Origin of the sequence: Streptomyces sp. HUAS ZL42, assembly GCF_040782645.1 — a bacterium.
GTDB lineage: Bacteria > Actinomycetota > Actinomycetes > Streptomycetales > Streptomycetaceae > Streptomyces.
Genome location: NZ_CP160403.1, coordinates 8464862 through 8477622 on the forward strand (window position 1 = coordinate 8464862; position 12761 = coordinate 8477622).

11 protein-coding genes are annotated in these 12761 nt (G+C 71.9%); 7 read left to right on the top strand and 4 right to left on the bottom strand.

Annotated elements, in window-relative coordinates:
- Window positions 1-46 precede the first annotated feature (46 nt).
- From ABZO29_RS38670 to ABZO29_RS38700, 7 genes are all read left to right on the top strand, one after another.
- Window positions 47-349, top strand: coding sequence for an urease subunit gamma (locus ABZO29_RS38670; protein WP_037890687.1), 303 nt, complete (start codon window positions 47-49; stop codon window positions 347-349).
- Between the two features lie 10 nt (window positions 350-359).
- The gene (locus ABZO29_RS38675; RefSeq protein WP_367324847.1) at window positions 360-671 is read left to right on the top strand and encodes an urease subunit beta; all 312 of its coding nucleotides are present in this window, start codon (window positions 360-362) and stop codon (window positions 669-671) included.
- Window positions 664-2385 carry an urease subunit alpha gene (locus ABZO29_RS38680; protein WP_367324848.1) on the top strand — a complete coding sequence of 574 codons (1722 nt, stop codon included), beginning with the start codon at window positions 664-666 and terminating at the stop codon, window positions 2383-2385. Before ABZO29_RS38675 ends, ABZO29_RS38680 begins: the two co-directional genes overlap by 8 nt.
- Before the next feature lie 23 nt (window positions 2386-2408).
- A complete protein-coding gene (locus ABZO29_RS38685) occupies window positions 2409-3083 on the top strand; it encodes an urease accessory protein UreF (protein WP_367324849.1) in 675 nt (224 codons plus the stop codon).
- Between the two features lie 81 nt (window positions 3084-3164).
- Window positions 3165-3842 (top strand): urease accessory protein UreG, encoded by a 678-nt coding sequence (ureG, locus tag ABZO29_RS38690; protein ID WP_367324850.1) that lies wholly within the window; start codon window positions 3165-3167, stop codon window positions 3840-3842.
- Window positions 3839-4603 carry an urease accessory protein UreD gene (locus ABZO29_RS38695; RefSeq protein ID WP_367324851.1) on the top strand — a complete coding sequence of 255 codons (765 nt, stop codon included), beginning with the start codon at window positions 3839-3841 and terminating at the stop codon, window positions 4601-4603. Before ureG ends, ABZO29_RS38695 begins: the two co-directional genes overlap by 4 nt.
- 152 nt (window positions 4604-4755) lie before the next feature.
- On the top strand, window positions 4756-6342 hold the full coding sequence (locus ABZO29_RS38700) for an alpha/beta hydrolase (RefSeq protein ID WP_367324852.1): 1587 nt from the start codon (window positions 4756-4758) through the stop codon (window positions 6340-6342).
- A 48-nt stretch (window positions 6343-6390) separates the two neighbouring features.
- Here the strand turns inward: ABZO29_RS38700 and ABZO29_RS38705 are convergent, their stop codons facing one another.
- From ABZO29_RS38705 to ABZO29_RS38720, 4 genes are all read right to left on the bottom strand, one after another.
- Window positions 6391-7416, bottom strand: coding sequence for an NAD-dependent epimerase/dehydratase family protein (locus ABZO29_RS38705; protein WP_367326359.1), 1026 nt, complete (start codon window positions 7414-7416; stop codon window positions 6391-6393).
- Window positions 7417-7486: 70 nt separating this feature from the next.
- Window positions 7487-8212 (bottom strand): lysophospholipid acyltransferase family protein, encoded by a 726-nt coding sequence (locus ABZO29_RS38710; RefSeq protein WP_367324853.1) that lies wholly within the window; start codon window positions 8210-8212, stop codon window positions 7487-7489.
- 165 nt (window positions 8213-8377) lie between these two features.
- Window positions 8378-9607 carry a PP2C family protein-serine/threonine phosphatase gene (locus ABZO29_RS38715; RefSeq protein WP_367324854.1) on the bottom strand — a complete coding sequence of 410 codons (1230 nt, stop codon included), beginning with the start codon at window positions 9605-9607 and terminating at the stop codon, window positions 8378-8380.
- 65 nt (window positions 9608-9672) lie between these two features.
- Window positions 9673-12120: a SpoIIE family protein phosphatase gene (locus ABZO29_RS38720; protein ID WP_367324855.1), complete on the bottom strand. Its 2448-nt coding sequence runs from the start codon at window positions 12118-12120 to the stop codon at window positions 9673-9675.
- Window positions 12121-12761: the final 641 nt, after the last annotated feature.

Consider the following 12761-nt stretch of genomic DNA (forward strand, 5'->3'; position numbering starts at 1 on the left):
AGGCAACCGGGCCCCGCACGGTCCGGGCGAGGATGTGAGGTGGGACGTGCAACTGACCCCGCACGAGCAGGAGAGGCTGCTGATCCACGTGGCGGCCGACGTGGCGGAGAAGCGGCGGGCGCGCGGGCTGAAGCTGAACCACCCCGAGGCCGTCGCGCTCATCACGTCGCACATCCTCGAAGGCGCGCGTGACGGCCGTACCGTCGCGGAGCTCATGTCCTCCGGACGCAAGCTGCTCACCCGGGACGACGTCATGGAAGGCGTCCCCGAGATGATCCACGACGTCCAGGTCGAGGCGACCTTCCCGGACGGCACCAAGCTCGTCACCGTCCACGACCCGATCGTCTGAGGGAGCCTCGATGATTCCCGGAGAGATCCTGTTCGCCGAGGACCCGATCGTCTACAACTCGGGCCGCGAGGTCACCCGGCTGACCGTCCTCAACGCCGCCGACCGCCCTGTCCAGGTCGGCTCCCACTACCACTTCGCCGAGGCCAACCCCGGCCTGGAGTTCGACCGCGCCGCCGCGCGCGGCAAGCGGCTGAACGTCGCCGCCGGCACCGCCGTGCGCTTCGAGCCCGGGATCCCCGTCGACGTCGAACTCGTCCCGCTCACCGGCGCCCGTGTGGTGCCCGGGCTGCGCGGGGAGACCGGAGGTGCCCTCGATGCCTGAGATCTCGCGCGCCGCGTACGCCGACCTGTTCGGCCCCACCACCGGCGACCGCATCCGGCTCGCCGACACCGACCTGTTGATCGAGATCGAGGAGGACCGCTCCGGCGGTCCCGGACTCGCCGGTGACGAGGCCGTGTTCGGCGGCGGCAAGGTCATCCGCGAATCCATGGGCCAGGCGCGTGCTACGCGCGCAGACGGCACGCCGGACACCGTCATCACGGGCGTCGTCATCGTCGATCACTGGGGTGTGGTGAAGGCCGACGTCGGCATTCGCGACGGCCGGATCACCGGGATCGGCAAGGCGGGCAACCCGGACACCATGGACGGGGTGCACCCGGATCTGGTGATCGGACCGGAGACCGAGGTCATCGCGGGCAACGGACGGATCCTGACGGCGGGCGCCATCGACGCGCACGTGCACTTCATCTGCCCGCAGATCGCCGACGAGGCACTGTCCGCCGGAATCACGACGCTGGTCGGCGGCGGCACCGGACCGGCGGAGGGCTCGAAGGCGACCACCGTCACGCCCGGCCCTTGGCATCTGGCCCGGATGCTGGAGGCGATGGAGCAGTACCCGCTCAACATCGGCTTCCTCGGCAAGGGCAACACCGTCTCGCACGAGGCGATGCTCTCGCAGATCCGCGGCGGCGCACTGGGGCTGAAGCTGCACGAGGACTGGGGCTCCACCCCGGCCGTCATCGACGCCTCGCTGACCGTCGCCGAACAGACCGGCATCCAGATCGCCATCCACACGGACACGCTGAACGAGGCCGGTTTCGTCGGGGACACACTCGCCGCGATCGGCGGGCGCGGCATCCACGCCTACCACACCGAGGGCGCGGGCGGCGGGCACGCGCCGGACATCATGACCGTGGTGTCCGAGCCGCACGTGCTGCCCAGCTCCACGAACCCGACGCGGCCGTTCACCGTCAACACCGCCGAGGAACACCTCGACATGCTGATGGTGTGCCACCACCTCAACCCGGCGGTGCCGGAGGACCTGGCCTTCGCCGAGTCCCGGATCCGGCCGTCGACGATCGGGGCGGAGGACATCCTGCACGACCTGGGGGCCATCTCCATCATCTCGTCCGACTCCCAGGCCATGGGGCGCGTGGGCGAGGTCGTCATGCGGACCTGGCAGACGGCGCACGTGATGAAGCGGCGCAGGGGCGCGCTGCCCGGTGACGGGCGTGCGGACAACCGGCGGGTGCGGCGGTACGTCGCCAAGTACACGATCAATCCGGCACTCGCGCAGGGCCTCGCTCGTGAGATCGGGTCGGTGGAGACCGGGAAGCTCGCCGATCTCGTGCTGTGGGAACCCGCGTTCTTCGGCGTGAAGCCGCACCTCGTCATCAAGGGCGGACAGATCGCGTACGCGCAGATGGGCGACGCGAACGCCTCGATCCCCACGCCGCAGCCGATCCTGCCGCGTCCGATGTACGGGGCGATCGGGCGGGCGCCGGCCTCCAACTCGTTCAACTTCGTGGCGCCGTTGGCGATCGAGGACGGGCTGCCGGAGCGGCTCCGGCTGGGCAAGCGCTTCGTCGCGATCGAGTCGACGCGTGGGGTCACCAAGGCCGATATGCGCGAGAACGACGCGCGGCCCGAGGTGCGGGTCGATCCCGACAGCTTCGCCGTGCACATCGACGGGGAACTCGTCGAGGCGACACCGGCGGCCGAACTGCCCATGGCACAGCGGTACTTCCTCTTCTGACGGGCCGGAAGGTGCGGATCGCGATGTCACGGGCAGCACTTCTCGTCCTGGCCGACGGCCGCTTTCCCGCCGGGGGGCATGCGCACTCCGGCGGGGCGGAGGCGGCCGTCAAGGCCGGACGCGTCACCGGAGCGGCGAGTCTGGAGGACTTCTGCCGGGGCCGGCTGCACACGGCGGGGCTGGTCGCGGCGGCGGTGGCCGCGGCGGCCGCACTCGGTGTGTCGCCTTCGGTGTTGGACGCGGCAGCGGATGCGCGGACGCCGTCGCCCGCGTTGCGGGTCGCGGCGCGCAAGCTGGGGCGGCAGTTGATGCGTGCCGCTCGCGCGACATGGCCGTCCGCGGAACTCGACGCCGTGGCGCGGGAGTTTCCCAAGGGGGTGCATCAGCCGGTGGTGCTCGGGCTTGCGGCGCGGGCGGCGGGGCTGGGGGCGCAGGAGGCTGCGTACTGTGCGGCGTACGAGAGTGTGAGTGGGCCGGCGTCGGCGACGGTGCGGTTGCTGAGTCTGGATCCGTTCGACGCCACCGCGGTGCTGGCTCGGCTGGCGCCGGAGGTGGATCGCGTGGTGGATCGGGCGGTGGAGGCGGCTCGGAGGGTCGTCGAGGACGGGGTCGATGCCTTGCCGGCTGCTTCTGCGCCGTTGCTGGAGATCGGGGCGGAGGTGCATGCGGCCTGGGCCGTACGGCTGTTTGCGTCGTAGGGGGTTGTGCCCCCGCCGAACCCTTGCCCAACCACCCCCCGACCCGGTCGGACAAGAGGGCACCCCATTAGGAGCCGTTTCATGCACCTCGACCACACCCACCAAGGCCCCTCCGCCGTGAGCGCCGATGCTCGCCGTCCCGACGGTTCGCGGCGGGCCCTGCGTATCGGGCTCGGCGGGCCCGTGGGGTCCGGGAAGACCGCGACCGTCGCCGCGCTGTGCCGGGCCCTGCGGGACGAGTTGTCCCTCGCCGTCGTCACGAACGACATCTACACGCGTGAGGATGCGGAGTTCCTGCTGCGGGAGGCCGTGCTGCCCCCCGAGCGGATCACCGCCGTGGAGACGGGTGCCTGTCCGCACACCGCGATCCGGGACGACATCTCCGCCAATCTGGAAGCGGTGGAGGATCTGGAGGACGAGGTCGGGCCGCTCGATCTCATTCTCGTCGAGTCCGGCGGGGACAACCTCACCGCCACCTTCTCCAAGGGGCTCGTCGACGCTCAGATCTTCGTGATCGACGTGGCCGGCGGCGACGACATTCCGCGCAAGGGCGGGCCCGGCGTCACCACCGCCGACCTGCTCGTCGTCAACAAGACGGACCTCGCCCCTTACGTCGGCTCCGACCTCGGGCGGATGGCGGCCGACGCCAAGACCCAGCGGGCCGAACTGCCCGTCGTCTTCCAGTCGCTCAGGAGCGAGGCCGGGGCAAGGGACGTGGCCCAGTGGGTGCGGGCGCAGCTCGCCGCGTGGACGGCATGACCGCGGGGACGACGGGGGTCCGGGCGACTGCCAGGATCCGCGCGCAGGCAGACGGCCGGAACGGGACCGCCCTGCCGGTGCTCGAGGGCGAGGGGCCGCTGGCCCCGCGACGGACGCGGGGGAGCGGTACCGAGGCACGGGTCCTGCTCGTGGGGGCCATGAGCGGTCCGCTCGGCGGCGACCACTTCACTGTGCGTGCGGAGGTCGAGGAAGGCGCCCGGCTGCGCGTCGGGTCGGCCGCCGCCACCATCGCGCTGCCCGGGCAGGCGAAGGGCGAGGCACGGTACGACGTGCGGCTCAGCGTGGCCGACGGGGGTGAACTGTGCTGGCTGCCCGAGCCGTTGATCTCCGCCCACGGCAGCGAGCTGTATGTCACCACACGGGCCGACCTCGCCGCCGGCGCCCGGCTCGTGCTGCGCGAGGAGCAGGTGCTCGGGCGGGCCGGTGAGGAACCCGGGCGGCTTGGCAGCCGTCTTACGGTCCGGATCGCGGGTCGGGTCGTTCTCGACCAGGAGCTGGCCTGCGGGCCCGGAGCGCCCGGCGGCTGGGACGGGCCGGCCGTTCTGGCGGGACACCGGACTGTGGGTCAACTCGTGGTCGTACGGCCGGAGTTCGGCCACCAGCCCCTCGTACCCCGCGTCCTGGAGGAGGGGGCCGTGATCACTCCGCTCGCCGGGCCCGCCGCTCTGGTCACCGCCGTCGCGGGGGACGGGCTGCGGTTGCGCCGGGTGCTGGACGAGGCGTTGGCGGTCATCGGGTGACCGTCCCTCACATCCGCTGAGCGGTACATCTCTTTCCGGTTATCGGATTGGCAAAGAAGGTCAACGACCTCTGTTCTCAGGGACCTCACAGCCACGAGGATCATTCCCCGTACATGACACAACGACGTACGGGGAGTGCCCACTTGAGGGACATGAGACCGAAGAGGCGGACGGCGGCGCTCGGTTCGGCCGGAGCGATCGTCACCGCGACTCTGATAGCCGGTGCTGTGGCGGCGCCCACCGCCAGCGCGACCAGCCGGCATGGGCAGGACCGCGAGGCGCGCGGCGCCGCGATCGCCGCGGCGCGGGCGGCGAAGGCGGGGATCGACTGGCAGGACTGTCCCGCGGACTGGGGCCTGGAGAAGCCCATCCAGTGCGGCTGGGTCACGGTGCCGCTCGACTACGCCAAGCCCTACGGCAAGCAGATCAAGCTCGCCGTCGACCGCATCGGCAGCACGGGGACCAAGGGAGAGCGCCAGGGCGCCCTCATCTACAACCCCGGCGGCCCCGGGGGTTCCGGCCTGCGCTTCCCGCGCCGGGTCACCACCAAGAACCCGCTGTGGGTGAACACGTCCAAGGCGTACGACTTCGTGGGCTTCGACCCGCGCGGTGTCGGCCACTCCGCGCCCATCTCCTGCGCCGACCCGCAGGAGTTCGTCAAGGCGCCCAAGGCCGACCCGGTCCCGGACAGCGAGGCCGACAAGCTCGCCCAGATCAAGCTCGCCCGCGAGTACGCCGAGGGCTGCTACGAGCGCAGCAGCGCGATGCTGCCCCACATGACCACGCCGAACACCGCGCGCGACCTGGACGTCATCCGCGCCGCCCTCGGCGAGAAGAAGCTCAACTACCTGGGCGTCTCCTACGGCACCTACTTGGGCGCCGTGTACGGCACGCTGTTCCCGGGCCACGTCCGCCGCATGGTCGTCGACAGTGTCGTCAACCCGTCGCGCGAGAAGATCTGGTACGAGGCCAACCTCGACCAGGACGTCGCCTTCGAGGGCCGCTGGAAGGACTGGGAGGACTGGGTCGCCGCCAACGACGCCACCTTCCACCTGGGCACCACCCGTGCCGCCGTCCAGGGCAAGTGGCTCGAGCTGCGTGCGACCGCCAAGAAGAACCCCATCGGCGGTCTCGTCGGCCCGGCCGAGCTGATCTCCTTCTTCCAGGGCGCCCCGTACTACGACTCCTCGTGGATCCCGGTGGCGACGGTCCTCAGCAAGTACTTCGCCGGTGACACCCAGGCCCTGGTCGACGCGGCCGCCCCGGACCTGACCGACACGGCCGGCAACATCGCCTCGGAGAACGGCAACGCGGTCTACACGGCCGTCGAGTGCACCGACGCCAAGTGGCCCACCAGCTGGCGGAAGTGGAACAGCGACAACACGCGGCTGAACAAGGACTATCCCTTCCTCACCTGGGCCAATGCCTGGATGAACCTGCCGTGTGCCTTCTGGCCGGTCAAGCAGCAGACCCCGGTGAACGTCAAGACCGGCAAGGGCCTGCCCGGGGTGCTGATCGTGCAGTCCGAGCGTGACGCGGCCACCCCGTACGACGGTGCCGTGGAACTGCACAAGCGGTTCAAGGGCTCCCGCCTGATCACCGAGAAGGACGCGGGTTCGCACGGCGTGACCGGACTGGTCAACCCGTGCATCAACAGCCGGGTGGACGCCTACCTGCTCACCGGCAAGCTCGACACCAAGGACGTGACCTGCGCGCCGCACGCCACGCCGAAGCCGTAGCCGTCGGTACGGTTTGAGGGGCGGCCGGAATCTCCGGCCGCCCCTCGCTCATGCACCGCCGCGCGCCTCCCACCAGGTGTCCTCCGCCGCGTAGTCGAAGAGGTCGGGATAGATCCCCGCGAGCGTGGGAAACGCCTCCCGCCAGTCCTGCCGCTCCAGCCGGCCCACCAGCCAGCCGACCGTCTCCGGCAGGCTCTTTGCGTACGACAGCCCCGGGCCGTAGCCCAACTCCCGTGCGGCGGCGGACATGTCGCACACCACCGGCAGTGGCACCGACCACGGGGTGCCGCCCACGTTCGGGGCGGGTTCGGGGCCGTCCACGAGGACGGTGTCCGTCGTGACGCCCATGACCGCGTCGACCGCCTCGCCCAGCTCGGCGACGGTCGGCGCCTGCGGATCGCAGGCGTTGAGCACCCGGGAGCCCGGGTGCGCCGCCGCCAGCCGGATCAGCTCGGCGATATTGCGGGCGCTCGCCGTGTGGAACCGGCTCTCACCCCGGAAGGCGAGCACCCGCCGGTGCCGGCCGTCCAGGTTGCGCTTCACGAAGTACAGCTCGCGGGGGATCGGGCTGAACGGCCCGTGGATCGCCCCCGCCCTCAGCAGCGTCGTCGGCAACAGGTCTCCGGCGGCGAGGAGTTCACCTTCCAGGGCCGCCTTGCGGGTGCTGTACGTGGTGTCCCCGGGCGGGACCGTCAGCTGGTCCTCCCCGATGGGCACGGGGTACTGCGGGAAACCGCCCGGCTCGCCCTGTGTGTCGAAGCCCCGGCCGTTGCCGTCCTCGTACACCGACACGCTGGAGATCACCACCGCGGAGCCGATGCGGTCTGCAAGGCCCGTCAACTGCCGGGCGTGCCCGGCCCCGTAGGCGACGACGTCGACCACCAGATCACAGCCGTCGCCCACCACAGCGGCCAGCGCCGAGTCGTCCGTGCGGTCGAGCCGCACCGTCCCTACGGCGTCCGGCCATGTCTCGTCCCGGCCCCCGCCCCGGGACGCGGCCGTCACCTCCCAGCCGTCGCGGGCGAGGGCGTGCACCGTCGGGCGGCCGATCTGGCCCGTCGCTCCGATCACCACAGCACGTTTCATGCCGCGACCCTACGGCCGGCCCCGGTGAAGGGGCGTGCCCTTCTGCCGACGGCAGATCTCAACTCAAAGGCATCCGCGGGAACTTGCGTTCCTTCTCCGCCTTCGCGGCTGCCTCCTCGGCCTTCACCACGGCCGCGTACTGGTCGACGTACTCCTGCTCGGACAGCGACAGGATCGCGTACATGATCTCGTCGGTGACGGCGCGCAGGATCGCCTTCTCATTCTCCATGCCGGCGTAGCGGGAGAAGTCGAGGGGCTTGCCGAAGCGGATCACCACGGGGTGGATGTTGGGGATGACCTTGCCCGGGGGCTGGGCCTCGAAGGTGCCGATCATCGCGCAGGGGATGACGGGGACCTGGGCCTTGAGCGCCATTACCGCGACGCCCACCTTGCCCTTGTAGAGGCGGCCGTCGTGCGAGCGGGTGCCCTCCGGGTAGATGCCGAGCAGCTCCTGCTTGCGCAGCACGCCGAGGCCCTCGCGGATCGCGGCCTGGCCCGCATCCTTGCCGGAGCGGTCGACCGGGATCTGCCCGGCGCTGCGGAAGAAGAACGCGGTGAGGCGGCCCTTGATGCCGGGGCCGGTGAAGTACTCGGCCTTCGCGAGGAAGGTGATGCGCCGCTTGAGCATCGCGGGCATCAGGAAGTGGTCGGAGAAGGACAGGTGGTTGCCGGCGACGATCGCCGCACCCGACTGCGGTACGTGCTCGAGGCCCTCTATTCGGGGCCGGAAGACCAGTCTCAGCAACGGCCCCAACAGCACGTATTTGAGCAGGTAGTAGAACAAGGGGGTCGCTCCTCACTGTGGCGGATCGGCTCAACTCCGCGTTCTGGCAGGTCAACGGGCGTGTGGTGGGGGTGCCAGTGTAGGGGCAGCCGGATGCCCCCGGAACCTGGCCCGGGCGCGTTGCGCGGGGCCGTGGCGGATTCGCCGCGGTGATGGCAAGCGCTGTCACAGCCTAACGATGATCAGTGCCGTGTCGTCCGTGGCGCCGCCGGGCGGGAGCAGCTCCAGGAGGACGGCGTCGGCCAGGGTCTCGGGGTCCTGTGTCCGGTGCCGGCGCAGGGAGTCGGCGAGCCGGGCCAGGCCGGTGTCGATGTCCTCGTCGCGCCGCTCGATCAGGCCGTCCGTGTACAGGGCGAGGATGGCACCGTCGGTGAAGGCGGTGCGGGCCTGGGGTCTCGGCGTCGGGTCGGGTTGGGCGTCGAGCGGAGGATCGGTGGCCTTGTCGAGGAACTCCACGCTGCCGTCGGCGTGCACCAGCACCGGCGGCAGATGTCCGGCACTGCTGTAGGTGATCATGCGGTCGTCGAAGTCGATGAACGTCGTGACGGCAGTGGCCGATTCGGCACCGTCGACGACATGCGCGTAGCGCCCCAGCACGTTCAGGGCGTGGGCGGGACCCTCGGCGACGCGGGAGGCGGCGCTGAGCGCACTGCGCAGCTGTCCCATGACACCGGCGGCCTCAAGACCGTGGCCGACCACGTCGCCGACGGAGACCCCGATACGGTGGCCGCCCACCAGATCGATCAGGTCGTACCAGTCCCCGCACACGTTCAGCGCGCCCACCGCGGGCCGGTAGCGCACGGCGGCCCGGTGGTCCCCCACGTGCAGGCGGGCGGGCAGCATCGCCTCCTGCAGGGCCAGCGCGACCTCGCGCTCGCGGGCGTGCGCCTGGCGCAACCGCTCGTTGACCTCCTGCAGTTCGCGGGCGCGCGTGTACAGCTCGGCCTCGAGCACCCGGGCCTTGCCTCCCCTGGGACCGCCGCGGGCCCGGATCAGCTCGGTGACCTCCTCGACGCGGTGCACCACCAGCGCCACCCTGCCGTCCGGGCCGAACACCGGTGCGTTGACCGGGCTCCAGTAGCGCACCTCCCACTCCCCGGGACGGTCGGGGTCCTCGACGTCGTAGCGCTGCAGGGCCATGGTGTCGCGCTCGCCGATCGCGATCACCCGGTGCAGCGAGGACGCCAGGTTGCGCACGCCTGTCGCGGCGGGGTCGTTGGGGTTGTCCGGGAAGACGTCGAACAGGTGGCGGCCGATGAGCTGCTCCCGCTTGCGTCCGGCCACGCGCAGGAAGTCCTCGTTGACGTCCACGTACACCAGATCGGGCGTGAGCAGCGCCACCATCCCGGGCAGCGCCTGGAACACAGCCGCGTAATCGATCGCCGTATCCTTCATGGCTGCCGCCTTACCGCCGGGATTGCACCAGTTTCCCACGATGCGGGATCCGCGGGCCCGCTACTTCACCCCGGTGGACCCATGAGCGACTGCTCGGCCCAGATGACCTTCCCGTCGGGGAGGAAACGGGTCCCCCACCGTTGCGTGAACTGGGAGACCAGCAACAGCCCGCGCCCGCCCTCGTCCGTCGTCCGGGGGTGGCGCAGATGTGGCGCGGTGGCGCCCCCGTCGAAGACCTCGCAGATCAGGGTGCGCTCCTGGATCAGGCGGAGCCGGATGGGCCCGGTGGCGTGCCGGATGGCGTTGGTGACCAGTTCGCTGACGACGAGCTCCGTCGTGAACGCCAGCTCCTCCAGGTCCCACTCCGCCAGCTGCCGGCTGGCGGCCTTGCGGGCGTCGGCGACGACTGCCGGGTCCGCGGGCAGGTCCCAGACGGCCACCTGCCCGGCATCGAGGCGCCTGGTGAGGGCCATCAGCAGCACCACGTCGTCGTGCGGACGGCTCGGCACCAGCGCGTCGACGACCGTCCGGCAGCGCAGATCGAGCGAGGACGCCTGCCGCTCCAGGGCGAGGCGCAGCCGCTCCCGGTCCGTGTCCAGCGCCCACTCCTCGCCCCGGACCAGCAGACCGTCGGTGTGCAGCGCGAGCGTGCTGCCCTCGGCGAGAAGCAGTTCGACCGACTCGAACGGCGGGCCGCCCGCACCGAGCGGCGGCCCCTGGGGCAGTTCGACGAACATAACCGTGCCGTCGGGCAGGACGACGGCGGGCGCGGGATGCCCCGCGGCGGCCATCGCGCACCGCCCCTCGACGGGGTCGTAGACGACGTACACGCAACCCGAGCCCACGGCCTGCGCGCTGTCCCCGGGGTCCAGGCCCTCCTCGTCCGCCGTCCGCGCGACCAGGTCGTCGAGATGGGCGAGCACCTCGTGGGGCGGCAGATCGAGGGCGGCGAGCGTCCGTACGGCCGTCCGCAGCCGCCCCATCGCGGCGGCGGCGCCGATGCCGTGCCCGGGCACCTCGCCCACCACGAGGGCCACACGGGCGCCGGACAGCGGGACGAGGTCGTACCAGTCGCCGCCGAGACCGGTCAGCTCGTCGGCGGGCCGGTAGCAGGCGGCCACCTCCACCGCGGCCTGCTCGGGCAGCCGGTGGGGCAGCAGGTTGCGCTGCAGCACGAGCGCCGCGTCGCGTTCGCGGGTGTAGCGGCGGGCGTTGTCCACGCACACCGCCGCCCGTGAGACGAGGTCCTCGGCCAGACTCAGGTCGTCCTCGTCGAACGGCTCCCGGTGCTCGCGCCGCAAGAACGTGGCGACACCCAGAGTGGCGCCCCGCGCCCGCACCGGCACGATGAGCGCGCTGAGCAGCCCCAGCTCATCGAAGGTGGCCTGCCGCCCGCCGGACAGGGCCGACGCCCACTCCCCGGCGAGTGGGTCGAGCCGCTCCTCGCGCCAGGAGCGCCCCGTGGTCAGTGAGCGGATCGGCGGCGAGCCGGAGCCGTAGCGGGCCACGTCACCGATGCGCGGGACGGCCTCCGGCGCGACCTCGTGCCCCGCCCGGTACCCCGCTCGCCGGAGCGTCACCGGATCCGTGCCGGCCGGCGGTCCCTGCGCGGGTTCCGCTCCCCGCAGCACCGACTCCAGGAGGTCCACGGCGACGAAGTCGGCGAACCCGGGCACGGCCACGTCCGCCAGTTCCTGCGCCGTCCGCTCGATGTCCAGGCTGCGGCCGATGTGCTCGCCCGCGCGGTCGAGCAGCGCCAGCCGCCGGCGGGCGCGGTGCCGCTCGGTGATGTCGACGACGGTGTAGTACACGCCCATCGGGTGGCCCCGCTCGTCGTCGAGCCGGGTGAACGACATCATGTGCGCCGTCTCCCGGTGCGGCGTGGACCGTAGATGCCCCACATGCTCGTACCCGACCACCGGATCCCCGGTCGCCAGCACCCGCCGCATCTGCGCCTCGATCGACTCGGCGTCCAGGCCCGGCTGGATGTCGGCGAGGCGCAGCCCGAGCCGCTGCGTGGGCGGGCCGCCGCCGAACTCGGCGAGGGCCGCGTTCGACCACACGAAGCGCAGGTCGGCGTCGACGACCGCTATGCCGATCGGTGACCGGCCGACCATCTGCTCCAGCACGGTGCGGCTCATGTCCCAGTCGGCCGCCTCGGCGATCTCCGACATCAGCACCATCGCCGACGAGGGCCCGCCGGGCTCTTCCACGGGGGAGATCCGGACGGTGACCCCGACCGGCTGTCCGTCCTTGCGCCGGGCCTCGATCAACCCGGACCATCCGCCGCCGCGGTGACAGCGCTCGACCATGCCGGGGACCCGTCCGGCGTCCTCGGCGGTCAGCAGCCCGGCGAACGGCGTGCCCACAGCCTCGGCGGCGGTGTACCCCAGCAGCCGCTGTGCGTCCCGGGTCCAGCTCGTCACCACGCCCCGCCCGTCGAGCAGCAGGGCTGCGGATCCCGCCACGTCGAACCGCCGGCGGACCGCGTCGTACTCCTCGTATGCGCCCACGGCCGACCTCTCTGTCGCTGAGAGTGGTCTACCACCTCTTGTCCCCGTCTTCACCCTCCGTGCACACCTGGGGGTGCGACGAGGGGTGTCCGGCGCGGCGATGTGCGTTCCCTGGCCGCTGCGGCGTCCGACGCTGTCGGTGCGGGTGCGCGGCTGGGGCGTAGGTGGTGTGGAGCAGGTGTCTTGAGTCGGCCGGGCCGGGCGGCGAGGCGGCCTTGGCGCCGTCCCGCCGAGCGGTTGTCGGCGGCATCTCGCCGACAGCGCTGCCGGGGTGCGGGCCGGGCGCGGGTGGTCGGAAAGGGGAGTGGGCGCCCGGCGCGGCGATCTGCTTTCCCTGGCCGCTGCGGCGTCCGGCGCTGTCGGTGCGGGTGCGCGGCTGGGGCGCGGGTGGTGTCGGGCGGGTGTCTTGAGTCGGCCGGGCCGGGCGGCGAGGCGGCCTTGGCGCCGTCCCGCCGAGCGGTTGTCGGCGGCATCTCGCCGACAGCGCTGCCGGGGTGCGGGCCGGGCGCGGGTGGTCGGAAAGGGGAGTGGGCGCCCGGCGCGGCGATCTGCTTTCCCTGGCCGCTGCGGCGTCCGGCGCTGTCGGTGCGGGTGCGCGGCTGGGGCGCGGGTGGTGTCGGGCGGGTGTCTTGAGTCGGCCG